Annotated in this window: 22 protein-coding genes; 12 read left to right on the forward strand and 10 right to left on the reverse strand. The window is 67.6% G+C overall.

What is annotated here, in order from left to right; translation table 11 throughout:
* Positions 1-6 precede the first annotated feature (6 nt).
* Together DMB37_RS33580 and DMB37_RS33585 are read left to right on the forward strand one after the other, a co-directional pair.
* Positions 7-1500, forward strand: coding sequence for an NCS1 family nucleobase:cation symporter-1 (locus DMB37_RS33580; RefSeq protein WP_135236108.1), 1494 nt, complete (start codon positions 7-9; stop codon positions 1498-1500).
* The gene (locus DMB37_RS33585) at positions 1500-2228 is read left to right on the forward strand and encodes an aspartate/glutamate racemase family protein (RefSeq protein ID WP_135236109.1); all 729 of its coding nucleotides are present in this window, start codon (positions 1500-1502) and stop codon (positions 2226-2228) included. The genes DMB37_RS33580 and DMB37_RS33585 overlap by 1 nt, the downstream gene beginning before the upstream one ends.
* An 8-nt stretch (positions 2229-2236) precedes the next feature.
* On the opposite strand, the gene DMB37_RS33590 is transcribed toward DMB37_RS33585, so the two are convergent.
* Positions 2237-2587: a hypothetical protein gene (locus tag DMB37_RS33590; RefSeq protein ID WP_135236110.1), complete on the reverse strand. Its 351-nt coding sequence runs from the start codon at positions 2585-2587 to the stop codon at positions 2237-2239.
* A 296-nt stretch (positions 2588-2883) separates the two neighbouring features.
* On the opposite strand from DMB37_RS33590, the gene DMB37_RS33595 reads away from it, so the two are divergent.
* Positions 2884-3402, forward strand: a complete 519-nt coding sequence (locus DMB37_RS33595; RefSeq protein ID WP_135236111.1) for a hypothetical protein — start codon at positions 2884-2886, stop codon at positions 3400-3402.
* Here DMB37_RS33595 and idi read toward each other — a convergent pair.
* Both idi and DMB37_RS40800 read right to left on the reverse strand, forming a co-directional pair.
* On the reverse strand, positions 3389-3952 hold the full coding sequence (gene idi, locus DMB37_RS33600; protein ID WP_206055061.1) for an isopentenyl-diphosphate Delta-isomerase: 564 nt from the start codon (positions 3950-3952) through the stop codon (positions 3389-3391). The two genes, DMB37_RS33595 and idi, sit on opposite strands and share 14 nt — an antisense overlap.
* On the reverse strand, positions 3949-4116 hold the full coding sequence (locus DMB37_RS40800) for a hypothetical protein (RefSeq protein WP_167769015.1): 168 nt from the start codon (positions 4114-4116) through the stop codon (positions 3949-3951). Before DMB37_RS40800 ends, idi begins: the two co-directional genes overlap by 4 nt.
* Before the next feature lie 636 nt (positions 4117-4752).
* Between DMB37_RS40800 and DMB37_RS33605 the strand changes: the two genes are divergently transcribed.
* Positions 4753-7704 carry an acyl-CoA synthetase gene (locus DMB37_RS33605; RefSeq protein WP_135236112.1) on the forward strand — a complete coding sequence of 984 codons (2952 nt, stop codon included), beginning with the start codon at positions 4753-4755 and terminating at the stop codon, positions 7702-7704.
* Positions 7705-7832: 128 nt separating this feature from the next.
* On the forward strand, positions 7833-8432 hold the full coding sequence (locus DMB37_RS33610; protein WP_135236113.1) for a trans-aconitate 2-methyltransferase: 600 nt from the start codon (positions 7833-7835) through the stop codon (positions 8430-8432).
* Between the two features lie 90 nt (positions 8433-8522).
* Here DMB37_RS33610 and rffA read toward each other — a convergent pair whose 3' ends face one another.
* Both rffA and DMB37_RS33620 read right to left on the reverse strand, forming a co-directional pair.
* Entirely contained in the window at positions 8523-9662 is a 1140-nt protein-coding gene (gene rffA / locus DMB37_RS33615; protein WP_135236114.1) for a dTDP-4-amino-4,6-dideoxygalactose transaminase, read from the reverse strand.
* A complete protein-coding gene (locus DMB37_RS33620) occupies positions 9652-10749 on the reverse strand; it encodes a glycosyltransferase (RefSeq protein WP_135236115.1) in 1098 nt (365 codons plus the stop codon). The genes rffA and DMB37_RS33620 overlap by 11 nt, the downstream gene beginning before the upstream one ends.
* Positions 10750-11106: 357 nt before the next feature.
* Here DMB37_RS33620 and DMB37_RS33625 point away from each other — a divergent pair, with 357 nt between their 5' ends.
* The 4 genes from DMB37_RS33625 to DMB37_RS33640 all read left to right on the forward strand — a co-directional run bounded on the left by DMB37_RS33625 (position 11107) and on the right by DMB37_RS33640 (position 16697).
* Positions 11107-13233: a hypothetical protein gene (locus tag DMB37_RS33625; RefSeq protein WP_240772609.1), complete on the forward strand. Its 2127-nt coding sequence runs from the start codon at positions 11107-11109 to the stop codon at positions 13231-13233.
* Between the two features lie 15 nt (positions 13234-13248).
* Entirely contained in the window at positions 13249-15495 is a 2247-nt protein-coding gene (locus DMB37_RS33630) for a hypothetical protein (protein ID WP_240772610.1), read from the forward strand.
* Positions 15496-15859: 364 nt separating this feature from the next.
* On the forward strand, positions 15860-16459 hold the full coding sequence (locus tag DMB37_RS33635) for a GtrA family protein (protein WP_135236116.1): 600 nt from the start codon (positions 15860-15862) through the stop codon (positions 16457-16459).
* Positions 16460-16469: 10 nt separating this feature from the next.
* Entirely contained in the window at positions 16470-16697 is a 228-nt protein-coding gene (locus DMB37_RS33640; protein WP_135236117.1) for a Trm112 family protein, read from the forward strand.
* Between the two features lie 288 nt (positions 16698-16985).
* Here the strand turns inward: DMB37_RS33640 and DMB37_RS33645 are convergent, their stop codons facing one another.
* From DMB37_RS33645 to DMB37_RS33665, 5 genes are all read right to left on the reverse strand, one after another.
* Positions 16986-17639 carry a TetR family transcriptional regulator gene (locus tag DMB37_RS33645; RefSeq protein WP_135236118.1) on the reverse strand — a complete coding sequence of 218 codons (654 nt, stop codon included), beginning with the start codon at positions 17637-17639 and terminating at the stop codon, positions 16986-16988.
* Positions 17636-18430, reverse strand: a complete 795-nt coding sequence (locus DMB37_RS33650; protein ID WP_135236119.1) for an ABC transporter permease — start codon at positions 18428-18430, stop codon at positions 17636-17638. The genes DMB37_RS33645 and DMB37_RS33650 overlap by 4 nt, the downstream gene beginning before the upstream one ends.
* Before the next feature lie 52 nt (positions 18431-18482).
* Positions 18483-19214 carry an ABC transporter ATP-binding protein gene (locus DMB37_RS33655; RefSeq protein WP_135236120.1) on the reverse strand — a complete coding sequence of 244 codons (732 nt, stop codon included), beginning with the start codon at positions 19212-19214 and terminating at the stop codon, positions 18483-18485.
* A gap of 136 nt (positions 19215-19350) precedes the next feature.
* Positions 19351-20871 (reverse strand): multicopper oxidase family protein, encoded by a 1521-nt coding sequence (locus DMB37_RS33660; protein ID WP_135236121.1) that lies wholly within the window; start codon positions 20869-20871, stop codon positions 19351-19353.
* Between the two features lie 86 nt (positions 20872-20957).
* Positions 20958-21431: a MarR family winged helix-turn-helix transcriptional regulator gene (locus tag DMB37_RS33665; RefSeq protein WP_135236122.1), complete on the reverse strand. Its 474-nt coding sequence runs from the start codon at positions 21429-21431 to the stop codon at positions 20958-20960.
* A 107-nt stretch (positions 21432-21538) separates the two neighbouring features.
* Between DMB37_RS33665 and DMB37_RS33670 the strand changes: the two genes are divergently transcribed.
* The 3 genes from DMB37_RS33670 to DMB37_RS33680 all read left to right on the forward strand — a co-directional run bounded on the left by DMB37_RS33670 (position 21539) and on the right by DMB37_RS33680 (position 24446).
* Positions 21539-22234 (forward strand): NAD(P)-dependent oxidoreductase, encoded by a 696-nt coding sequence (locus tag DMB37_RS33670; protein WP_135236123.1) that lies wholly within the window; start codon positions 21539-21541, stop codon positions 22232-22234.
* A gap of 105 nt (positions 22235-22339) precedes the next feature.
* Complete coding sequence (locus DMB37_RS33675; RefSeq protein ID WP_135236124.1) at positions 22340-23542, forward strand: NAD(P)/FAD-dependent oxidoreductase; 1203 nt, start codon at positions 22340-22342, stop codon at positions 23540-23542.
* Positions 23543-23555: 13 nt separating this feature from the next.
* Complete coding sequence (locus DMB37_RS33680) at positions 23556-24446, forward strand: RNA polymerase sigma-70 factor (RefSeq protein WP_135236125.1); 891 nt, start codon at positions 23556-23558, stop codon at positions 24444-24446.
* Positions 24447-24459: the final 13 nt, after the last annotated feature.

A 24459-nucleotide genomic window follows, 5' to 3' on the forward strand; every position in this document is an offset into this window, starting at 1 on the left:
AGAACCATGACCGAAACAATTGTGGCACCGAGCATTGCGCCCCCGGCGCACGCCGTCGGTGCGGCCTACGATCCACGCCTCACCAACGCCGATCTCGCGCCGTTGCGCACGCAGACTTGGGGCTCGTACAACTTCTTCGCCTTCTGGATGTCGGACGTGCACAGCGTCGGCGGCTATGTCACCGCGGGCAGCCTGTTCGCGCTGGGCCTGGCCAGCTGGCAGGTGTTGGCGGCCTTGCTGATCGGCATCACCATCGTCTACTTCTTCTGCAATCTGGTGGCGAAGCCGAGCCAGGTGACCGGCGTGCCGTATCCGGTCATGTGCCGCAGCGCCTTCGGGGTGCTCGGAGCGAACATCCCTGCCATCATCCGAGGCTTGATCGCGGTGGCCTGGTACGGGATCCAGACCTTCCTGGCCTCGGCGGCGCTGGATGTCGTTCTGGTGAAACTCTTTCCGGGGCTCGCTCCGTACGCGGTGGCCGACGACTATGGCTTCCTGGGACTTTCGCTGCTCGGCTGGGGGAGTTACCTGACGCTGTGGGTGGTGCAGGCGTGCGTGTTCTGGCGCGGCATGGAAGCCATCCGCAAGTTCATCGATTTCTGCGGGCCCGCGGTCTACGTGGTGATGTTTCTGCTCTGCGGCTACCTGATCGCGAAAGCCGGTTGGGGCGCCATCGATCTGAACCTCGGCGACGTGCAGTACACCGGTTGGGACGCGGTTCCGGTGATGCTGGGCGCGATCGCGCTGGTGGTGTCCTACTTCTCCGGCCCGATGCTGAACTTCGGCGACTTCTCCCGCTACGGAAAGACTTTCGCCGCCGTGCGCCGCGGCAACCTACTCGGCCTGCCGGTCAACTTCCTGCTCTTCTCGCTGCTGGTGGTGATCACCGCCTCGCTGACGGTCCCGGTCTACGGCGAACTGATCACCGACCCGGTGGCGACGGTCGCGCGCATCGACAGCACCTTCGCGATCGTGCTGGGCGCGTTGACCTTCACCGTCGCCACCATCGGCATCAATATCGTGGCGAACTTCATCTCCCCGGCCTTCGACTTCTCGCACGTGGACCCGCAGCGGATCAGCTGGCGCGCGGGCGGCATGATCGCCGCGGTCGGCTCGGTGCTGATCACCCCCTGGAACCTGTACAACAACCCCGAGGTGATCCACTACACCCTCGAGGTGCTCGGCGCGTTCATCGGCCCGCTGTTCGGCGTGCTCATCGCCGACTACTACCTGGTGCGGAAACAGCACGTGGTGGTCGACGACCTGTTCACCATGTCGAAAACCGGAAGTTATTGGTATAGCAAGGGATACAACCCCGCGGCCGTGCTCGCGACGGCGGTCGGCGCGCTGGTCGCGGTGATCCCGGTGCTGGCCAAGGACCTTCCCGGTATGTACACGGCGGCGCAGTACAGCTGGTTCATCGGTTGCGGCCTCGGCTTCGCGGTGTACTACGTGCTCGCCACCAGAACGCCGTGGGCCGTGCGCGGAGTGCCTGCCTGATGCGGATCCACGTGATCAACCCGAACACGACGCGGGCGATGACGGACACCATCGAGGACTGTGCCAGGGTCGTCGCCGGTCCCGGCACCCTCGTCGATGCGGTGACCGCCGAGATGGGGCCCGCGTCGATCGAGAGTCACTATGACGAAGCCCTCAGCGTCCCAGGCCTTCTCGCCGCCATCGGACGCGGCGAGGAAGCGGGTGTCGACGGCTATGTGATCGCCTGCTTCGGTGATCCGGGCTTGGACGCCGCGCGCGAACTGGCCGGCGGCCCGGTGATCGGCATCGCCGAGGCGGGCATGCAGGCGGCCAGTCACCTGGGTCGTGGGTTCAGCGTCGTCACGACCTTGCACCGGACCATCGGACGCGCGGCCGATCTGGTGGAGCGGTATGGGCGGCAACGGTTCTGCCGCGGCATCCACGCCTGCGAGCTCCCAGTGCTCGCACTGGCCACGGACCCGGACGCCCGCAAGACCGTCACCGAGGCCTGTCGGACGGCGGTGGACGCGGACGGCTCCGACGCGATCGTGCTCGGCTGCGCGGGCATGGCGGACCTGTGCGCGCACATCCGCGCCGAGATCGGGGTACCGGTGATCGATGGGGTGGCGGCGGCGACGCTGACCGTGCAGTCGCTGATCACCCTCGGACTGCGCAAGTCGGGTAGGGGAGAGTTCGCGGCGCCGCCGCCCAAGCCGTATTCGGGGCCGTTGCGTTCGTTCGGGCTATGAGCGAGAACTCACGCGGCGACGGCGGTGTGCAGCGTCTGCAGCACGGCATCCGGATCGTCGACATCGACGACGACCCTGGTGAAGTCGGCACCGGAGAGCTCGATGCGCAGTGCGCGTCCGTCGAATCGGGTGTCCCAGAACTCTTTACGGCCCTTGCCGCGGAACGTCCCCGCGGCGATCACGCCGGGGAAGAAGGTGCCGGGTGCGCGTACCCACGGCGGGCGCCGATCGACCTCGGCCTTGGTGACCGCAGTGATGTTCGCTAGATCGAAGGTGATGTGCTCGCGCAGGGCGAGTACCTGATGTCCGCCGACCACCTGGATCGTCACGGTCGTACCCGTGACCTCGATTTCGACCATCGCGCACCTCACGTCGGGAGAGAACCTCTGACGTCTCTAACAATGCAGGGCGGACCTGGTCATAGCCTGTGCCCTTCCTTTGATTTTTCTCAGTCTTTGCCCCACATTGCCTTACTTAGATATGCGCATCTAAATATGTGGCCGCCTTGGTCGCGCGATCTTCGGTCCCGAGCGTGTCGGCACAAAACAGCAAGGACGGGATGGGATTCTCATCCTGCTCCACCTGTTCCTGCACGTCCGCATTCCGACGCCGGTGCACCGGTCGTTCGGAAAACCGTCCGCGAGAAAAGGTGTCGATGCTCGGGAAAATCGCCAGCACAGCGGCGCTGTCCGTTGTATTGCTCGTCCCCTTCGAAACCCCCGCCGCGTCCGCGCTACCGCCCTCGGGCCGGTGCGACAACGGTGACTTCCGATGGACCGCGGTGGACGGCGCGATCGACATGACCCCGCACGTGCTCACCTTCACCTCCGTCGGGGCGCTCCGCGACTGCACGGGCGGCCCCGAGGGCATCACCGGTGGCACCTTCACCGGCACCCACATCGCCACCTCCGACTGCCTGCGCCCGGCCGACGGCCCGATCACCGTCGACGTCCTGTGGTCCAACGGCGCGACGAGCAGGCTGTCGGGGCCGTGGCCGGTGACCATGCAACAGCCGACGACCGGAACGCTGGACGTCGTCGACGGCCTCGGGCAGGGCAGTCGCGTTCGGATCACCGCCGAGTACGAGATGATGACCCCGGCGATGATCGGCGACTGCCTCGGACCCGGTGTGCGCACCGGTGTCGGCCGGCTCAGCGCGACTACCGCTCGGTGAGCGCCCGCTCGGCGACCTCGAGCACGCCGGCCAGCCACGGCGTGTACGCGTCCGGGTCGTCGGCCATCGCGTCGCGCAGGGCCTCCGGCTGGATCCAGGCGTAGTCGGCGACCTCGGCCGGATCCGGGTGCGGCGAACCGGCGCTGAGCAGCCCGACCAGCACGTGGTCCCATTCGAACTCGACGCGCCCGGTCGTCGCGTCCTCGGCGTGGTAGCGGTACACACCGACCTCGGCCAGGGTCGTGGCGAGCCCCATCTCCTCGGCGAGGCGGACCGCGGCCGCCGCCGCGACGGGCTCGCCGGGCGCGGGATGGCCGCAGCAGGTGTTGGCCCACTGCGACGGGAAGCGTGTTTTCACCGCGGCGCGCTGCTGCAGCAGGACGCGTCCGGTGTCGTCGAACAGCAGCACCGAGAACGCGCGATGCAGCTGGCCGGGCGCCTGATGGGCCTGCGACACCGGGCACGTGCCGATCGCGTGTCCGGCGTCGTCGACGAGTTCGACGGGCAGGGCCTCGCGGTCGGTGATCGGGTGCTCCAGTGTCTCGGTCACCGCTCCACCTTATCGGCGGCGATCAGCGGGTAGCTGCGGCAACCCTCCTGGTCCACGGTCCGGAACGGTCGCTCGGCACCCCACGCCAGCTCGGCTTTCGGGCGCAGCGCCCGGTGCGGGACGGTGGTTGCGGTGAGGTCGGTCACGTGCTCGAGAACGGTCATGTCGGATACACCCTCTCTCAAAAGCGGCAGTGTCTGTTTTCCGGCGATCCACGCAGCGGTCGGCGGGTGAGACCGACCGGACTTCGACAAAGGTCGATGGTTATTCGGTGTCTGTTACTTCTGCACAAAACGACGTGGGCGAAATACCCGCGGAACACGGCGAAATGGTCTACGCGACAGCATGTTCGGAGCTGGCACCGATGGTAGGGCGGGTGGCGGGTCGCGTGCAGCGAAACGACGAGATGGCGGAGCGGATGGTTACGACATGCCGCCGATCGAATAGCCGGGACATAACTTTCGGCCCGGAATCGCAGAACAGCGGACAGCTCGCCGGCGGATAGCTATTTTGCGCGGCGGCGCCGCCATGGGGCTGCTCGACGGTGACCGAAATTCCGCGGACTGGGCATTCCGCCGCTTATTCGAGTTCGTTCGCGGCGTCGGAAATCTGTGCGGAATCGGGCGCTGACCCCGGCCAACGTGCATGGATCGTGTCACAGCGGACACATAATGGACACACGGTGTGGGAAGCTCTCTTCCAAACACATCGGCGTACTTGTCGGGGGCCGGCGGGCTATCCCTTCGGTCGGGTACGCGAATGATGAGGGTCAACGTTCTAGGGTAGGGCCAGGAGCGATCTTGAAGTTCAGTGCGAAGGATTTGGTCGGATCGGCGCAGCGGTTGATGGCAACCGCGCAGAACGGCCTGGAGGTCATCCGTTTCGGCGGGTTGACCCATGACGTCGAGTCGTCCCCGTTCGAGGTGGTCGAGAGAAGGCGGATGTACCGGCTGCGGCACTACTTCCCCGACGACCCGACCCCGGGCCGTCCGGTCGCGCTGCTCGTGCCGCCGCTCATGGTGAACGCCGACATCTGGGACGTCAACGTCGAGGACGGCGCCGTCGGCATCCTGCAGCGCGGCGGAATCGACTGCTGGGTCGTCGATTTCGGCTCACCCGCCAGCGAAGAGGGCGGCTGGGAGCGTGACCTCGCCGACCATGTCCTCGCGGTCAGCAGCGCGATCGACGCGGTGACCGAGGCGACCGGCAGCGCCGTGCACCTGATGGGTTATTCGCAGGGCGGCATGTTCGCCTACCAGGTCGCCGCCTACCGGTTCGGCAAGGGCGTGCAGAGCATCGTGACGTTCGGCAGCCCGGTCGACGTGGTCGCGGGCATGCCGTTCGGCCTGCCCTACGGGATGGTGTCCGAGGTCGCCGACTTCCTCGCCGATCACGTGGTCACCCGGCTGCCGATCACCGATTCCATGGTGCGCATCGGCTTTCAGCTGCTCGACCCGATGAAGACCGCCAAGGCCAGGTTCGACTTCTTGCGGCAACTGCACGACCGGGAGGCGTTGCTGCCCAAGGAGCGTCAGCGCCGCTTCCTCAACAGCGACGGCTGGGTCGGCTACGCGGGTCCGGCCGCCGCGGATCTGCTCAAGCAGTTCGTCGCGCACAACCGATTGATGCTGGGCGGCTTCGTGATTCGCGATCAGCCGGTCTCCCTCGCCGAGCTGAAGTGCCCGATCCTTGCGTTCGTCGGCGAGGTCGACGACATCGGCCAGCCCGCCGCGGTGCGCGGCATCGTGCGGGCCGCGCCGAACGCGGAGGTGTACGAGGCGACCCTGGTCGCCGGGCATTTCGGCCTGGTGGCGGGCAGCACGGCGACCAACCACACCTGGCCGCTGGTGCGTCAGTGGGTCGACTGGCTCGACCGCGACAAGCCGCTGCCGCCGGAGATCCACCCGATGGCCGAGCACGTCGACAGCAACCGGCCGCGCTCGGCGGCCACCCGGGTGGTGCACACCGCGGCGACGCTGGCCGAGGCGGGCGCGGGCGTCGGCAAGGCGTTGGAAGGCATTGCCAGCAACACGGTTCGCGGCTCGGTCGAGCTGGCCGGTGAGGCCGCGCGGGCGCTGCCGCGGCTGACCCGGCTCGGCATGATTCAGCCGCACACCCGAATCTCGCTGGGCCGGTTGATCGCCGAACAGGGCAGGCGCGCACCACTGAAAGACCTGTTCCTGTTCGAGGATCGGGTGCACACCAACGCGGCGGTCAATGTCCGCATCGACAATGTGGTGCGCGGGCTCATCTCGGTCGGCATCCGGCCCGCGATGCGGGTCGGCGTGATCATGGAGACCCGGCCGAGTGCGTTGGCCACGGTCGCCGCGCTGTCCCGGCTCGGCGCGGTGGCGGTGCTGCTCGCCCCGGGCAGTGAGCTCGCCCGCGCGCTCGAGCTCACCGGGGTCGACACGGTGGTCACCGATCCGGAGAACCTGCGGCATGCCTCGACCATCGGCGCGCGGGTGCTGGTGCTCGGCGGCGGCGACACCCGCCGGCTCGATATTCCGTTGAGCGATCAGGTGATCGACCTCGAGCAGATCGATCCGGCCCAGGTGAAACTGCCGGCCTGGTACCGGCCCGATCCCGGCTTGGCGCGCGAGCTGGCGTTCGTGCTCGTCACCGGCACCGGTGACCGGCTGGAAACCAAATACATCACCAATCACCGCTGGGCGCTGTCCGCCTTCGGCACCGCGACAACCGCCGACCTGAACCGCAGGGACACGGTGTATTGCCTTGCACCGCTGCATCATTCGTCCGGTCTGCTGGTGAGTCTCGGCGGCGCGATCGCGGGCGGCAGCCGGATCGCGCTAGCGCGTTCGCTGGATCCGGCGCAGTTCGCCGAGGAGGTGCACCGCTACGGGGTCACCGTGGTCACCTACACCTGGACGATGCTGCGCGACATCCTCGACGCCGAGGTGTTCCCGGTCGGGCACCGGCACCCGATCCGCCTGTTCATCGGCTCCGGCATGCCCGCGGGGCTGTGGCGGCGCACCACCGAGCAGTTCGATCCGGCCAGGGTGCTGGAGTTCTACGCCTCCATCGAGGGCGACGTGGTGCTGGCCAACGTGAAGGGCGTCAAGCGCGGCTGCAAGGGCAGGCCGGTGCCGGGCACCGCCAGGGTGGAGCTGGTCGGCTACGACCCGATCACCGAGCAGATCCTGGTCGATGACTCCGGTTACGCCCGGCGCTGCGCGGACAACGAGGTCGGGCTGCTGCTCGGCAAGGCGTCCGACGGGGTGGACATCTCGGCGGGCGGGTTGCGCGGGGTGTTCGCCCCCGGCGACTCGTGGATGCCGACGGAGAACCTGTTCCGCCGCGACAGCGACGGCGACTACTGGTTGATCGACCGCAAGGACACCGTGATCCGCACACCGCGGGGACCGGTGTTCGGGCAGCCGATCGTCGATGTCCTCAACGACATCACCGCAGTCGACATGGAAGTGGCTTACGGCTTGGAGGTGGGTAAGCACTGCATTGCCGTCGCCGCGGTCAGCGTGCGCAAGGGTTTCCGGTTGGAGCCCAAGGACGTGACCGAGGCGCTGCGCGCGCTCGACCCGGCCCAGCGGCCCGATCTGGTCTACGTGGTGGAGGAGATTCCGCGCAGCTCCTCCTACCGGCCGTCCACTCGGGCGGTACAGGCGGCGGGTCGTCCGCAGCCGGGCCCCGATACCTGGTGGTACAACCGGGCCTCCGACGCCTACGAAATTCTCACCGAGGACGACGCGCCCACCATCCTCGGCGACAGCTGAGACGACGAATCCAGTTGTCGAGCCGCCGCATTCACCGGGTGCGGCGGCTCGACCCGGTCGCGCGCGCCGAGCGCCCGCGCCGTAGCATCCAGCGCTGACGTTGCTGTCCGATTTTTCAGGGGTCCTTGGTGCGTACGAGCCTTATCTACCGCAACGCCACCGTGTACGAGCTGCTTATTCGCGCGCTGTACGGCCGGCACTACACGGCGCGGTACCGCGCGATCGAGGCGCTCGTGCCCGACGGCGCCAGTGTGGTCGATTTGTGCTGCGGGCCGGCGACTTTGTACACCCGCTATCTGCGCGGGAAGTCCGTGGACTACACGGGACTGGACCGCAACGACAAGTTCGTCGCCCAGCTCACCGAGGCGGGCGGACGCGGCATGGTCTGGAACCTGAACTCCGACACCCCGTTGCCCGAGGCCGACTACCTGGTGATGCAGGCCAGCCTGTACCACTTCCTGCCCGAGCCCGCGCCGGTGCTCGACCGGATGCTGACGGCGGCTCGCAAACAGGTGATCATCGCCGAGCCGGTGCGCAACATCGCCAGCAGCGACAACCGGGTGCTCGCCGCGATCGGCCAGCGGTTCACCAATGCGGGCGACGGCGCGCAGGCGCATCGGTTCACCGAGGAAACGCTGGACGAATTGTTCCGCGGGTACGAGTCGCGGGTGGTGCGGCAGTCATTGATCGCCGGCGGCCGGGAGAAGTTGTACGTGCTCGACGCCTGAGCGTGCGGCGAAAGGCGGAATCGCGCACGGCATCCCGGCTCGACCCGTCCCGCACGGATGCCGAATCATTCGAACGTCGTCGGGTGAGCCTCAGACGGTGAAGTCGGTGACCGCTTCGACCACGCGAGCGACCTGCTCCTCGGTGAGGTCCGGCCACAACGGCAGGCGCACAACGGTTCCCGAGAACTCGGCGCTGCGCACACACGGATGCGGCGTGCGGCCCAGCTTCAACCCGGCCGGGCTGGAGTCCAGCGGCACATAGTGGAACGGCGCCACGATATTGCGCGCCCGCAGGTGTGCGATCAGGTCGTCGCGGCGTTCCTCGGTGGGCGTGCGCAGGTAGTACAGGTGCGCGGTGTGCTCGCGGTCGGCAGGCACGGTCATCAGCCGAACGTCGTTGCGGGCGGCCCATTCCGGCAGTCCGGCGGCGTAGGCGTCCCACACCCGGTGCCGACCGGCCTGGATCGTGTCGAACTCGTCGAGTTGCGCGTCGAGCACCGCCGCGTTCAGCTCGCTGGGCAGGTAGCTGGACCCGATGTCCTGCCAGGAGTACTTGTCCACCGCGCCGCGCAGGAAGCGGGCCCGGTCGGTGCCCTTCTCCCGGATGATCTCCGCGCGCGCCATCAGGATCTCGTCGGTGAGCAGCAGCGCGCCGCCCTCGCCGCAGTGCACGTTCTTGGTGTCGTGGAAGCTGAGCGTGCCGAGGCTGCCCAGCGTGCCCAGCGGGCGCCCGCGCCACCGGCCGCCGAGGCCGTGCGCGTTGTCCTCCACGATGGCGAAACCGTGCGTATTGGCCAGGGCCAGTAGCTGTTCCATGTCGGCGGCGACGCCGCCGTAGTGGATGACCACCACGGCCTTGGTCCGGGCGGTGACGGCGGCCGCGACCGACTCCGGGTCCAAGTTGCCGGTGTCGAGATCGATGTCGGCGAAGACGCAGGTGGCTCCGCGCAGTGCCATGGCGGTCGCGGTGGAGGTGAACGCGAAGCTGGGGACGATCACCTCGTCGTCGGGGCCCAGTTCCAGCAGCAGACCCGCCATCTCCAGGGCGGAGGTGCACGAGGTGGTCAGCAGTGCGTGCGGCGCGCCGGTGATCATCTTCAGCTTCGCGGTGGCCGCCGCGGTGAACGGTCCGTCGCCGTGGCTGTGGTCGGAGCCGAGCACGGCGCCGAGGTTGGCCAGTTCGCGCGGCGACCGGAACGGACGGCTGAAGATGATGCGGTCAGTGCTCAACCCGGTCGTTCCCCTTGGTAGTGGTGGTCAGTTCCCGGTCTTGCACCGGGCCCGCCGCTGCCACCGGGCGCGGCGTCGGTGAATCGACGGTCAGATAAAGCGGCTTACCCACGAGGATATGCAACGCCACCCCGAGGTATTCGGCGATCAGACCGAGTGAGAACAAGATAGCCCCGGCCACCAACAGCAGCACCACGATCATCGAGGCCCAGCCTTCGGGCGCCCAATTGTCGGTGGTGAGCGCCTCGTACACGATGACGCCCGCCATCACGACGCCGCAGAGCGCCAGCGTCACACCCAGCAGGCTGACCAGGCGCAGGCCACGAGTTCCGCTGCACAGCACCATCTTCCAGAACAGCGAGAACAGGCGGCGGTAGTTGTAGCCGGAGTCCTCGCGGCCCTCGGCGCGCAGCACCACCGGCACCTGCGCGACCGAACCCACCACCCAGGTCAGTGCGACGTCGAGATACACGCCGTTGGAGGCGACGTCGGCGAGCTGGCGGCCGATGGCGCCGCGGATCAGCCGGTAGCTCTCGAAGCGGGTGGAGTCGGGGAACGCGAACACCGTCGCGAGCACCAGTTTCGCGCCGCGTGAGGTGAGATTGCGCAGGAAACCGTGCGGGCGGGTGTTGCTCGGCTTGGAGTACACCAGCTCGGCGCGCTCGGTCAGCGCGGCGTCGAGGAAGCTGCCGATGAACCGGGGATCGTGCTGGCCGTCCTCGTCCATGGTGACGATCCAGTCGCCGCCCGCCGCCGACATGCCCGCGATCGTCGCGGCGTCCTGGCCGAAGTTGCGGCTCAACCAGATGGTGCGCACCTCGGGGTAGGTCCGCTCGAGTTCCTGCAGCACCACATCGGAGCGGTCCGGGCCGCGGTCGTGCACCAGGATGATCTCGTCGATCTGGAAGGTGGCGCCGCCCGGTGTCTCGGTGGGGCGGGTGAGCTCGTGCAGTTCGGCGACGAGCCCGCCGATGGTGTCCTCGCCACGGTAGATCGGCACGACCACGGAGACGGCATGCGGCCGGGACGGCCCGCCGTTCGAGGTGACCGCGGCGGGGCGGGGCGTGCGGGTGGAGGGAATCGGCATCAGCTGGATCGACTTTCGATGACGGTGCGTGCCGGTACCCCCCGCTGGACAGCAGGGCCCGAGCCGCCCAGAACTCTAGCATGGTGCGGGTTTCGGATTCCGGGTCGGCGCATCCCCCCATCATCGACGCGTCGGCGGCCGGATGCCAAGCGCCACACTGCTGTGTAGGGTTTGGAACTCGTGACGGATAGTGCAGTGTCGAGGGTGACGCGACCGGGGTCCGCCGAGGTCACGAGGGGTGACTCGAGCGAGGTCGCCGAGGCGTCGGCTGCCGGGGCCGCCCGTCCGGATGCGTCGGCGGGGGACCGCGCGGCCCGCCGGGACGTCTACCGCTGGGGACTGGTCACCGCCGTCGGCGTGGTCCTCGGCTACCTCGCGGTGCTGCTCGCCAACGCCAGGCACTTCTACACCGACGACACCGAATCCCAGTACACCGGATTGTGGGTCGGCCTCGGCGACGCCCTGCGCGACGGCACCTTCCCGGTACTGGTGCCCGAGCGGTGGATGTCGGGCAACAACACGATGGACGACGCGGGCCTGTTCAACCCGCCGCAGCTGCTGATCGATCTGATCGCGCCGTCGGTCGACAACATGGCGCTGTACGCCACCGTCGTCAAACTGATCTTCGCGATCATCGCCGCACTGGGCGTCTACCGCATCAGCCTCGCCTACGGTGGCCGGCCCGCGTGGTCGGCGGTGGCCGGTGTCGCGTTCCCGCTGTCGGGGTTCTTCCTGTTCTTCGACGAGGCCAGCTGGATGACCGCGCTCACCGGCACCGCGTGGCTGGTGCACGCGTGGGCGTCGTCGGTGCGCTACACGCGCGGTCAGGGCGGGCCGATCCCGGTCTTTGTCTTCCTCTATCTGACGATCTCCACCCAGTACATCTTCCCGGCGGTCGAGGCGGCGTTGATGCTGCTCGCGGTCGCGGTGGGTGAGCTTGTCTATCAACGCAAATGGTGGCCGGTCGCGCGGCTGGCGGTGGTCGGGGGTTGTGCCGGGCTCGCGGGGCTGCTGACCTTCCTGCCGAGCATGCTGTCGGCGAAGGTGACCTGGCGCGGCACCATGGAGATCAACAACGATCAGTTCCTCACCGTGCCGTGGTCGGAATCGTTGAATGCCAGCCTGCCGAGCTCGCTGCCCGCGTTCACCTCCTGGTGGGGGTATGTGCAGCCGATGCCGGTCACCTATATCGCCTGGTTCCTGATCCCGGCGCTCGCCTTCATCGATTGGGGCCGGGCCAAGGAGAGCTGGCGGGAACTATCCGGTGTCGCGTTCTTCGCGACGATGATGCTGATGTGGGCGGCCGGACCGGGTTCGATCGGTCCGCTGCGCTGGCCGGTGCGGGTGCTGCCGATGCTGGCCATCGGGCTGCTGGTGCTGGTGTGCGTGTTGCTCGGGCGCTACGGCACGACCAAAGACCTGAAGAATCGCGGTATCGCCGCGGGGGTGCTGGTGCTGCTGCTGTGGGTGCGGTCGTTCTCCGCCGATCCGCACGATGTGGTCTGGCATGTCCTGGCGGCCGCGGCGATCGTGGCGCTCGGCGTCGCGGTGTTGTGGGTGGACCGAATCAAGGGCATCGCCGCGGCCTGTGTGCTGGTGATCGTGGCGATGTTCCCGATCGCGTTCTTCCAGGTGCAGGCCGCGCAGCCGACCCCGATGACGTGGAACCTGCCGACCAACCGCTCCGAGGCCAAGGCGGCGTTCCCGGATTTCCCCGGGACCACCCTGCAACTCGCCGAACGCGGACTGCTGCAACCGGGGGACAACAGTCTCGACGGCGCGTACGGTTCGCTGGTTTTCGGCAACTACGCCAAGTCATTGGAGCTGTCTTACGTCAACGGCTACACCCCGACCGGTCACTTCTACTTCGGTGAGCTGCTGTGCATGCGGTGGGACAGCAGCGTCTGCCCGGACGCGTTCCGGCGCATGTTCGCTCCCGAACCGAGCACCGGGCGCACCCTGGCCGACCTGATGAAGCTGGATCGGGTGGTGCTGCAACGGGCCCTGTTCCCGGACGCGCGCAACCAGCCCGCGCCGGACGGCTGGAAGTGGGTCGACTATCCCGGCCACGAGAAGTACATCTCGGTGCTGGAACGGGCGGACGGGCCGATCTCCACGGTGAATGGCCGGGTTGCGGATGCCAAGAACGTGACCGCCACGTCGATCTCGGAGACCGATACCACCAGCCGGGTGCGGGTCAGCTCGCTGAACGGTGGGCGGGTGGTGTTCGCCCGGCTCGGCTGGCCCGGCTATCGCGTCACCATCGACGGCAAGCAGATTCCGATCACCACGGTGGCGAAATCCTTTGTCGCCGTTGACATTCCCGCTGGCACCCAGAACGCCGAGCTGGTGCTGACCTGGCGCCCGCCCGGCTGGAAGATCGGCATCGCCGCGCTGGCGGCCGGGGTGGTGGGCACCGGCGTGCTGCAGTGGCTGTACGTGCGGTCGCGGCGGCGTGCGAAAGAGCAACCCGCCGCCGGGTAGGGTCTGGGACTCGTGGTGGAAAGCAACGCCCTCGCCCGGCGGGACGTGTACAAGTGGGGCTGCATAACCGCGCTCGGTGTGCTTGCCGGATATGTGGCCGTGCTGCTGGCCAACGCCCGGCACTTCTACACCGACGACACCGAGTCGCAGTACGCCCCGCTGTGGGTGATGCTCGGAAATCGCCTGCGGGACGGGAAGTTCCCGGCGATGATCCCCGAGCACTGGATGGCCGGTAACTACACCATCGAAGAGGCGGGTCTGCTCAATCCGCCGCAGCTGCTGATCGATCTGATCGCGCCGTCGGTGGACAACGTCGCGCTCTACGCCACCGTCATCAAACTGATCTTCGCGATCGTCCTCGGGCTCGGGGTGTACCGGATCTGCCTGGAATACGGGGCATCCGCGCCGTGGGCCGCGGTGGCGGGCATCTCGATTCCGTTCACCGGCTGGCTGCTGTTCTTCGACGAAGCCAGCTGGTACACCGCATTCGTCGGGACCGCGTGGCTGGCGCACGCGTGGGCCTCCGGTGTTCGTTATGCGCGCGGGCGTAGCGGGCCGATCCCGACTTTTATCTTCCTGTACCTGGCCATCTCGGTGCAGTACATCTTTCCGGCGGTCGAGGCCGGGCTGATGATCGGCGCGGTGGCGGTCGGTGAGGTTGTCTACCAACGCAAGTGGGCGCCGTCGCTGCGGTTGCTCGCGGCGGCCGCCGGTGCGGCGCTGGCGGGGCTGGCGACCTATCTGCCGAGCATGCTGTCGGCGAAGGTGACCTGGCGCGGCACCGCGCAGATCAACAACGACCAGTTCCTGACCGTGCCGTGGTCGGAGTCGCTCAACGCGAGTCTGCCGAGCACGTTGCCTGCCTACAACTCGTGGTGGGGTTATGTGCAGCCGATGCCGGTGGTTTACATCGCTTGGTTCCTGATTCCGGCGTTGGCGTTCATCGATTGGCGTAAGGCGCGGGAGAACTGGCGGGAATTCACCGCGATCGCGCTGTTCGCGATCATGGCGCTGATGTGGACGGCCGGGCCGGGGACCATCGGTCCGCTGCGCTGGCCCGCGCGGGTGCTGCCGATGGTGGCGCTCGGGCTGCTGGTGTTGGTGTGCGTGCTGCTGGGTCGGTACGCGACCTTCGACGGCTGGCGGCGGCGCGGGATCGCCGCCGGGGTGCTGATCGGGCTGTTGTTCGTGCGCTCGTTCTCCGCGGCGCCGCGGGAGTTGGGTTGGCATGTGCTGGCGGCACTTTCGGTGGCCGCGCTCGGTGCCGCGGTGGTGTGGCTCGGCCGGACCAGGGGGATGGTCGCGGCCTGCGTGCTGACGCTGGTCGCGGTGTCCCCGATCGCCTACATCCAGGTGCGAGCCGTGCAGCCGACGCCGATGAGCTGGAACCTGCCGGAGAAGCGCTCGGACATGAAGGCCGCCTTCCCCGACTTCCCCGGTACCACACTGCAACTCGCCGACCGCGGGCCCATCCCGCCCGCCGAGAAGAACCTGAACGGCGCCTACGGGTCGCTCGTCTTCGGCAACTACGCCAAGGATCTCGAGCTGACCTACGTCAGCGGCTACACCCCCAACGGACACTTCTGGTTCGGCGAGATGCTGTGCATGCTCTGGGACACCAGCGTGTGCCCCGACGCCTACCGCCGGGCCTTCGCGGTCGAACCGACCACCGGGCGGACCATCGCCGACCTGATGAAGGTCGACCGAGTGGTGCTGCAGCGCAGGCTCTACCCCGATGCCCGCAACCAGCCCGCCCCCGACGGCTGGAAGTGGGTCGACTACCCAGGCCACGAACAAACCATCTCCGTGCTGGAACGAGTGGACGGATTGATCTCCACCCGCAACGGTCGGATCGCCGCCACCACAGGCAGCACCGCCACCTCTGTGTCGGAATCGGATACGACCAGCCAGGTCCGGGTGAATTCCGACAACGGCGGCCAAGTCGTCTTCGCCCGCCTCGGCTGGCCCGGTTACCGTGCCACCCTGAACGGTCACGAGATCCCCACCCGGCTCGTCGCGAAAACGTTTGTCGCGGTGGATATCCCGGCCGGGACGAAGAACGGTGACCTGGAACTGAGCTGGCAGCCGCCCGGTTGGCAGCTCGGCGCGGCGGCAGCGTTGCTCGGGTTGCTCGGGATCGGTGTGCTGCAGTGGGTGTTCCTGCGGAACAGGCGTCGCGGTGATGGGGTGGATGCGCCGGCTGACACCGATCCGGGGGAGCCCACCGCGCCAGAGGCTGATCTGGTGGACGTGAAGAGCTGACGCCGCAGTTGAAGCCGGCGTCGCATCGAGGTCAGTGAAGTAACTGTGTCGGGCCGACGTGCGTCGCTGATGGCGGCAGACCGACGAAGGCTCGAGTTCGTTTCGTTCGCCGCAATCCGTTGACTCCGGGTGAAGTCGTCGAATCGCAGCTCAGTCTTGATCGGCGACCGTGCCGTGCCGGGCAGATCTGTTGGCAGAGTTGCTGAGGTCGGGCCGAAGCGCTGCGTTCGGGCGGGATTCGTCGAGCGGCGAACATTGACGTCGGCTGCGGTACGGACGGATTCTGGGCGCGATCGGTGCGCCCGTCGATCGGCCGAAGGGGCGGGGCGATAGAGTGCCTGGCGCGACTGGAGGTGGGCACCTGATGGAATTCAACGATGAGCGAAGTGAGGTGTCCGCGGGCGCCGACGGGGTCGCGTCCACGGCGACTCGCGGCGCGCGTTCGTTGGACGACTGCGACGGGCAGAGCGGGCGCGCTGTGCTGAGCAGTGATCCGATTGCCGTCGATCTCAGCACCGCCGAACAGGCGAAGCCCGGGCCGCTGCTGCGTCTGGTGCAGCGGCAGGAGGTGGCGTTCGCGGCGGTCGGCGGGTTCAATACCGCGTTGGGCATCGGGCTGACCGTGGTCTGGCTTGCGGTACTCGGCGACAACGTGCCGCCGTCGGTCGCGGTGGCGGCCGCCTACGCCGTCAGCATCGTCATCGCGTTCGTGCTGCATCGCACCTTGGTGTTCCGGGTGCGTGGACACCTGCTGCGCGACTTCCTGCGGTTCGTCGCCGTCAATTCCGGTGGCCTGCTGCTGAATATGGCGCTGCTCGAGCTCGCCGTCTCGGTCTGGCACTTCCCCGACAAGCCCGCCGCCGTCGTGGTGATGGGCCTGGTCGCCATCGCCAGCTACTTCGGCCACCGCCACATCTCGTTCCGCCGCCGACCGCAGGTCGAAGCAGACCACGCCGTCGGGTAGGTTTTCGGTCATGCCGGAGCACACCTTGGACGCCACCCTGCTGAGCCTGCTCGCCTGCCCCCAGGACAAGGGCCCGCTACTGCTGGTCCGCGCCCCCGAGGGCCCCGTCCTCTACAACCCCCGCCTACGCCGCGCCTACCCCATCGACAACGGCATCCCCGTGCTGCTCATCGACGAGGCCCGCGACGCCACCGACGCCGAACACGCCGACTTCATCGCACAGCCAGTAGAAGCCTGACCTCTACCAGGACACAACGGCGAACCCACCCGCCGTCTCCACCCCCCATGTCCCAAGCGCGGACATCCAGGGTGGAGCGTTGTCGAGCGGGACCTGAGGGCAGGCCCCTCGGCGTTTCTTGCCACCATGCCCCGCTCGGCGCATGCGGAGTTGTCTGGCGGGACATGGTGGCGGGCATACTCGACGTTTGCCGCCTTCGTGTCCCGTTGAGCGCAGACATCCGGGGTGGGCGTTGGCGCGCGGGACATGGTGGCGGGTCCACTCGATGTTGTCGCCACCATGTCCAGGTCAGGCTGGGTCCGGCGGTTCGGTTGGGGGTGTGGTTATTTCGCCGGTGAGGTAGCGCTGGAGGGTGGGGGCTACGGCGGTGACGAGGTCTTCGGCGGGGGAGGATGCCATGGGTTCGATGGCGACGATTTTGCGGGCCATCAGGACGCCGATCATTTGGGAGCCGACCAGGGCTACGCGTAGGCGGCCGTCGTCGTGGGGGGTGGCGATGCGCTGGCGGACCCGTTCGAGGACGACCTCGAGGATGAACGAGCGGGCCAGCGAGACGTCGCCGCCGGCGATGATGCTGCGGACCATCGCGACGATGCCGGGGCCTGCGGGGGAGTCCCAGACGCCGAGTACCGAACGCAGGATGGTTTCGCCGAGTTGATCGAGGGGAGCGGCGTCCACGGCGGACAGTGTGAGTTCGGGGCTCACCGGCAACTGCACGACCGCGCCGAACAGTTCCTGTTTGGTGCCGAAGTAGTGGTGCACCAGGGCGGGGTCGACTCCCGCGTCCGAGGCGACGGCGCGGATGGACGTCTTGTCGAAGCCCGCTTCCGCGAACCGCGCCCGCGCCGCCGCCAGGATCGCCTCGCGCGCACCGGACTGTCCTGGTCTGCGTCCGGAGCGGGCGGGACGATCCTCGCCCGGTGATCCGTTGGTCGCCGTCACGGGGTGCGCCGCCGTAGCGTCGCCGCGCCCAGGCACAGCGCGACGATCGCGAAGCCGGCGACGACAGCCAGGTCGCGCCACATCGCACCGGTCGCGTTCGGATGCACCGAAACCTGTTGCAGCGCATCGACGGCGTAACTCAACGGCAGTACATTGCTGATCGCCTCCAACCAGCCGGGCAGCTCGCCGCGCGGAACGAGCAAGCCGCACAGGAAGATCTGCGGCGCCACGACTACCGGCATGAACTGCACCGCTTGAAACTCGGTGCGCGCGAACGCACTTGCCAGCAGACCGAGCGCGACGCCGCACACCGCGTCGACCACCGCGATCAACACCACCCAGCCGGGGTTACCCGCCGAGTCGAGCCCGAGCAAGCCGAACGACACCAGGCAGGCGACCACAGCCTGCGCCGCCGCGGCCAACGAGAAGGCGGTGCCGTAGCCGCCGAGCAGGTCGAGTTTCGCCAGCGGCGTGGTGAGCAACCGCTCCAGCGTGCCCGAGGTGCGTTCGCGCTGCATGGCGATGGCGGTGATCAGGAACATCACGATGAACGGCAGGATGCCGAGCATGCTGATGCCGACTCGATCGAACAGCGACACCGGATTCAGCGGGTTGGTCGGGGTGTCCCGATAGATGAAGTACAGCAACGTCATCAGCAGCGCGGGGACCACCAGGATCATCGCGACGGTGCGGTGGTCGTTGCGCAGCTGGCGCAGAATGCGGGTGGTCGTCGCGACATAGGTGCGAAGGGTAGGCGTCCGCCGAGTCGCGGGCGCGAGTGTGCCGGTCATGGTTCCTGCCTGGAGTTCGACGATGCGTTGCGGTCTCGGGACGGGTCGGCGTTCATGCCGCGCGCCCCGTCGTGATCAGCGTGAGGAAGGCCCGCTCGAGGTTCTCCTCACCGGTTTCGGCGCGCAGTTCGTCGGGGCTGAGCTGGGCGAGGAGATGACCGTCGCGCATCAGCAGCAGCCGGTCGCAGTGCTCGGCCTCGTCCATCACATGACTGGACACCACCAAAGTGGTGCCACCAGCGGCCAATTCATGGAACTGCTGCCAAAGATCCACGCGCAGCACGGGATCCAGCCCGACCGTCGGCTCGTCCAGGACCAAGAGCTCGGGTTGGGCGACCAGGGCGCAGGCCAGCGAGGCGCGGGTCTGCTGTCCACCGGACAGTTCATCGCCGCGCTGATGCGCGTGCTCGGTGAGCCCGACAGCATTGATCGCCTCGTCGACCGCGCTACGCTCGCGCCCGTAGAGCGCGGCGAAATACGCCACGTTCTCATGCACGCTGATGTCGGAGTAGATGCTCGGCGCCTGCGTGACATAGCCGATGCGCTGCCTGAGCTCCGCCGCCCCGGCCGGACGGCCCAGCGCCGAGATCTCCCCGGACTGCACGATCTGGGTGCCGACGATGCTCCGCATCAGCGTCGTCTTCCCGCACCCCGACGGACCGAGCAATCCGGTGATCGACCCGCGCGGAATCGTCAACGAGACATCGTGCAGAACTTCCCGCCCGCCGCGCCGCACCGTCAGGTTCCGGACCTCGACGGCGGTTGATGAGGTGGCTTGCGACATGGTCGCCTCAATTCATCGAGTGTTGAATTCACTGTGTGATGAATTTAGCGCGGCCGCGCGGCGAGGGCAAGACCTGCATGTTCGATTGCGGCGCGGCCAGCGTCGATGCCGCGAGGTGAGCGGGGTGATCCGCCGCTCAATGCCCGTGCCGCGGCGGTTCACCCACCGATCCACCCGCCTCGACCACCACGAATTGGCCCATCATCCCCTGATCCTCATGCCACAGCAGATGGCAGTGATACATGTACGGCGTATCCGCATCGGCGGGACCGTCGAAACGCATAGCCAGCCGGACGGTGCTGTTCGGCGGGAGGAAAACGGTGTCCTTCGGGCCGGTGAGTTCGGCGGGCGGCGGGCCGTCGTTTCGGCCGAGCACGCGGAACTGCACGTCGTGAATGTGGAAGTTGTGCGGCATGCCATCGTTGTTGTGCACGATCCACGTCTCGGCCGTGCCGCGGGTGACGGCGAGGTCGATGCGGTCCATGGCCATCGGCTTGCCGTTGATCCCTGCCATATTGATGTCGAAGCGGCGTTCCTGGACCGAGTCCGAACCGTCCGGGGTCGACGGACGGGCAAGGGCCGCAGGCAGTTCTGGTGACGGGCGCAGTGTGTCGGCGGCGCGAAGCTCGAGGATGTCGAAAGTGTCGTCGCCGCCGGCGAAACGCTGGGTCCAGAAGCTCAACCCGGCGTCGAGTTTGTTGCTGCGCAACATGGTTCGTTCACCGGGTCGGACTCGCACCACGATCTCAGCCCGCTCGCCCGGTGAAAGCTGCAAACGATCAAGCGCCAGCGGGCCTTCCAGCAACCCGCCGTCGGTCGCGATGAGCGAGAACTGACGCTCGTCGTCGAAGCCGAAGGTGTAGACCCGTGCCGTGGAGGCATTGAGCAGGCGCAGCCGGATGAGCTCGTCGCCGACCTCGCGGTACGGCGTCAGCGTCCCGTTGACCATCGTCTGATCGCCGAGAAACCCGACGTCACGGAACATCGCATGCGACATATCGAGCTCGGCCCGACGGAATTTCACATCCTGCACAATGACCGGCAGGTCGTCGACGCCGTAATCGTGTGGCAGCGGCAAGCTTTCGGATAGCTCGTCGTCGAGCAAGAACATCCCCGCGAGCCCACGCCGCACATGCCTTTCGGTCTCGCCGTGCGGATGCGGGTGATACCAGAGCGTGGCGGCGGGTTGATCGATGGTCCACTGCGGTGTCCACGTCGCACCTGCCTGCACCATCTGGTGCGGCCCGCCGTCCATCACCGCGGGCAGATGCATCCCGTGCCAGTGCACCGTCGACGCCTCGGGCAGCTGGTTGCGAACGGTGATCGCGACCTGCTCGCCACGCCGGGCCCGCAGCGTCGGCCCGAGGTAAGCACCGTTGAACCCCCAGGTCTCCGTCGCCTGCCCTGGCCGGAATTCCGTAACCCCCGTTCGCATTTCGAGGTCGAACTCGCGCGTGCCATCCGGCCGTACCGTCGACGGCGCCAACGGCGGAACCGCGAGCTCGTTGCCGAATTCCGCGCGGCCGACAGTGTTGACTACCGCGTTGACGTACACCACGCGGACACAGCCGCCGACCGCAAGCCCGAGCAACGCGACGAGCCCAGCGAGCATCAGGAACAACCGCCGCCACCGGCGCGGCCGGGAAACCGAAACCATCTCCTGACGGTAGGAATCGAGCCCACCCCGGCACATCCGGAAGCGTCCCTATTTCGACCCTTGACTTCCGCCCTGCCGCACCAGGGTCACTCGCCGCTGAGTTCGGCGGCCGACTCGTGTCCGGCCGCGGCGGTGCGCCGTAGAAAGTCCGCGATCAGTTCGAGTTCGGACTCGGTGTATCGCTCGCACAGCTCGTCCATCCGACCGTTCATGCCCGAAAGCACCTGGTAGAGCTCGGTGTTGCGCTCGCGGGTTGCCCGAATAGTGACTGCGCGGCGGTCGGTCGCCGCCGGGTCGCGCTCGCGGGTGATCCAGCCGCCGCGCTGCAGACGGTCGAGCACGCCGGTCATCGTCGCGGGATGCAGCCCGGCGAGCTTGGCCAGCGCGCTGGCACTGAGCGGCCCATGCCGATCGACCAGTTCGAGGCAGGTCCAATCGACGTCCTTGAGGTCGACCTTGCCGCCGAACTGCCTGTTGAGCAGCGACAGCTGGGTGTTCAGGTCGCGCAGCGACTCCTTGACCGCGGTGGCCGAGCGCCGGCGACGGCGAGCATCCGCCATTGCTACCTCTTTCGTATTGTATGAAACTCATATCAACTGATATGGTCCTCATATGATACGGCGCTCGGAGGAATGGGCGTCGCACCGCTTTCTCGCGAAGGATCACCATGCGCATCACTGTTTTCGGAGCCAACGGACCCACCGGCCGCCTACTCACCGATCAGGCACTCGCCGCAGGTCATGACGTCGTCGCGGTCACGCGCCGGCCTGAAGAGTTCCCGATCGACCACGACCGGCTGACCGTCTTCGGTGGCGATGTGCGGGAAGCGGATTCGGTACGCATCGCCGTCGCGGGCGCCGACGCGGTGCTCTCCACGCTAGGTGTGCCGTACGGCAAGGAGCCGATCGACACCTACTCGGTCGGCGTCGCCAATATTCTCGCCGCCATGCGCCACAACGACATTCGACGCATCGCGGTGGTGTCCTCGAGCGCCGTGGATCCGCAGCCGTTCACCGACGCAGGCTTCCTGTTCAACCGCGTGCTGCAGCCCTACATCGCGCGGGTGATGGGCAAGACTCTGTACGACGACATGCGCCGGATGGAATCCCTGCTCGCCGCAGCGGATCTCGACTGGACCATCGTGCGTTCGGGCGGGTTGTACGAACTGCCCGCCGTCACCGACTATCTGCTGGTCGAGGGCCGCGCCGATAAGCGCTACACCGCCCGCGTCGACTTGGCGGCCGCCATGCTCCGGCTGCTCGATGACAACAAGTTCGTGCGCAAGATCGTCAGCGTGGCGACGACAACGGACAACCCCAGCCTGCTCCAATTGATCCGCACCGAGGCCCTGGGAAAGAGCTGACATCTCGCGTGACGCAGGTCACATCGATCATCTGTCACGTCGGCACGGGGTTGTTTGTCCCATGGTCGTCACCAACCCGGGTGACCCGATCATTGGAGCAACCCCATGAACACCGAACACCGGATCGTCATCCTCGGCGCCGGCTACACGGGCCTGTTGACCGCCGCGACGCTGGCCCGCCGCACCCGTGCGCTGAATGTGCGGATCACGCTGGTCAACCCGTCGGCGCGATTCACCGAACGCCTGCGCATGCACCAGATCGCCGCCGGCCAGGAACTGCCCGACCACCGCATCACCGACATCCTCACCGGGACCGGCGTCGAATTCGTCCAGGGCTGGGCCACTTCCATCGATCCGGCCACTCATCAGGTCGTAGTCGACGACACGATGACACTGCCCTACGACGAACTGGTCTACGCCCTCGGCAGCAGCACCGACACCAGCATCGTCCCCGGCGCCGCCGACCACGCCTGGACCCTCAACGACCCGAAAACCGCACACCGCTTCGCGGAACTTCTGAATGTCGTTGCAGCACAGGGCGGCAAGGTCGCGGTTTGCGGCGCAGGCTTGACCGGCATCGAGGCCGCGGCCGAAATCGCCGCCGACCACCCGGGATTGCGCGTCACCTTGATCAGCAACACCGAACCCGGCGCCATGATGGGCGACAAGGCCCGCGCCTACCTGCACCGCGCACTGGACCGCCTCGGCGTCACCCGCGAAACCGGCCAGGCCGTCACCAAGGTGCTGCCCGACGCCGTCGAATTGGCCGACGGCACACTGCTTCCCGCCGATCTGACGCTGTGGACGACCGGCGTCCGCGTCCCGCCACTGGCAGCCCAGGCCGGCATCGACACCGACGCGCGCGGCCGCATCGTGGTCGACGAGACCCTGCGCTCGGTCTCGCATCCGAACATCCACGCCATCGGCGCCGCCGCCGCGATCCGCTTGCCCTGGGGGCAGCTTCACGGCACCTGCCAGAGCGGCATGCCGACGGCCGCCTACACCGCCGCGGCCATCGTCCGGCAGCTGCGCGGCAAGCAGCCGAAACCGTTCCGCTTCGGCTACTTTCACCAGCCGGTCAGCCTCGGCCGCCGTGACGGCGTCATCCAGTTCACCCGCTCGGATGACACCCCCGGACGTTTCTACCTGACCGGACGCCTGGCGGCCGCCTACAAGGAATCGGTCAGCGCCAGCCCACTTCCGATGTTCCGGCTCAGCAGGCGAATGAATCCCCCGGTCAAGCTCAGGGCAGGCCGCCGGGCCCGCACCCAGGACCGGGTGGCGCTTGGCAAACCTGAACATCATTGAGGAGCATGACCCGATGGTGAATCCGACGCCCGCGCAAGATCCGTTTCTCGAACACCGGCGACTCCTGTTCGCCACCGCGTATCGGATGCTGGGCACCGTCACCGACGCGGAGGACATCCTCCAGGACACCTGGCTCAAATGGCACGACACCGATCAGACGACGGTGCGGCACCCGAAGTCCTACCTGGTCCGCACCGTCACCAACCTGGCGCTGAACCGACTCACCTCCGCCCGGGCCACCCGCGAAAGCTACGTCGGCCCTTGGCTGCCCGAGCCGATACTCACCACACCGAACATCGCCGAGGAGACCGAATTGGCCGACACCGTCTCCACCGCGATGCTGGTGGTGCTGGAAACCCTGAGCCCGATCGAGCGGGCGGTCCTGGTGCTGCGTGAGGTGTTCGGCTACACCCATGCCGAGATCGCCGACACCCTCGACCGGCCCGAACCGACCATCCGCCAGATCGCGCACCGGGCCCGCGCCCACGTGCAGGCCCGCCGCCCGCGCTTCGACACCGACAAAGACCAGCGCGATCACATCACCGCGCGGTTCATGGCGGCTTGTTCCGGCGGTGACCTCAACGCGCTGATGGATCTGCTCGCCCCCGACGTGACCTGCTGGTCCGACGGCGGCGGCGTGGTGACCGCGGCCCGACGACCGCTGCACGGCCCGGATCATGTGGCCCGCTGGACCCTCGGCGTGTTCGCCAAGCCGATCGTCGCGGGCTACGAGCTCGAGCCCACCTACCTCAACGGTGAACTCGGCGCAGTGGCCCGGATCGGTGGTCACCCGGTCGCGGCCTTCACCTACGACATCGTCGACGGCCGCATCCAGAACCTGCGACTGCAGGTGAATCCGGGCAAGCTCAACGGCCTTTCGCTGGGTCCCGACCTCGTCGGTTGACCGGCGCGCCCGG

Origin of the sequence: Nocardia sp. CS682 (genome assembly GCF_004634405.1) — a bacterium.
GTDB lineage: Bacteria > Actinomycetota > Actinomycetes > Mycobacteriales > Mycobacteriaceae > Nocardia > Nocardia ninae.

Bases quoted from the DNA above. Each gene is read 5' to 3' on its own strand.
- DMB37_RS33620 (WP_135236115.1), bottom strand. From the start codon at position 10,749: ATGCCGATTCCCTCCACCCGCACGCCCCGCCCCGCCGCGGTCACCTCG.
- DMB37_RS33675 (WP_135236124.1), top strand. From the start codon at position 22,340: ATGAACACCGAACACCGGATCGTCATCCTCGGCGCCGGCTACACGGGC.
- DMB37_RS33670 (WP_135236123.1), top strand. From the start codon at position 21,539: ATGCGCATCACTGTTTTCGGAGCCAACGGACCCACCGGCCGCCTACTC.
- DMB37_RS33680 (WP_135236125.1), top strand. From the start codon at position 23,556: ATGGTGAATCCGACGCCCGCGCAAGATCCGTTTCTCGAACACCGGCGA.
- DMB37_RS33580 (WP_135236108.1), top strand. From the start codon at position 7: ATGACCGAAACAATTGTGGCACCGAGCATTGCGCCCCCGGCGCACGCC.
- DMB37_RS33590 (WP_135236110.1), bottom strand. From the start codon at position 2,587: ATGGTCGAAATCGAGGTCACGGGTACGACCGTGACGATCCAGGTGGTC.
- DMB37_RS33665 (WP_135236122.1), bottom strand. From the start codon at position 21,431: ATGGCGGATGCTCGCCGTCGCCGGCGCTCGGCCACCGCGGTCAAGGAG.
- DMB37_RS33595 (WP_135236111.1), top strand. From the start codon at position 2,884: ATGCTCGGGAAAATCGCCAGCACAGCGGCGCTGTCCGTTGTATTGCTC.
- DMB37_RS40800 (WP_167769015.1), bottom strand. From the start codon at position 4,116: ATGACCGTTCTCGAGCACGTGACCGACCTCACCGCAACCACCGTCCCG.
- DMB37_RS33635 (WP_135236116.1), top strand. From the start codon at position 15,860: ATGGAATTCAACGATGAGCGAAGTGAGGTGTCCGCGGGCGCCGACGGG.
- DMB37_RS33650 (WP_135236119.1), bottom strand. From the start codon at position 18,430: ATGACCGGCACACTCGCGCCCGCGACTCGGCGGACGCCTACCCTTCGC.
- DMB37_RS33640 (WP_135236117.1), top strand. From the start codon at position 16,470: ATGCCGGAGCACACCTTGGACGCCACCCTGCTGAGCCTGCTCGCCTGC.
- DMB37_RS33585 (WP_135236109.1), top strand. From the start codon at position 1,500: ATGCGGATCCACGTGATCAACCCGAACACGACGCGGGCGATGACGGAC.
- DMB37_RS33660 (WP_135236121.1), bottom strand. From the start codon at position 20,871: ATGGTTTCGGTTTCCCGGCCGCGCCGGTGGCGGCGGTTGTTCCTGATG.
- DMB37_RS33655 (WP_135236120.1), bottom strand. From the start codon at position 19,214: ATGTCGCAAGCCACCTCATCAACCGCCGTCGAGGTCCGGAACCTGACG.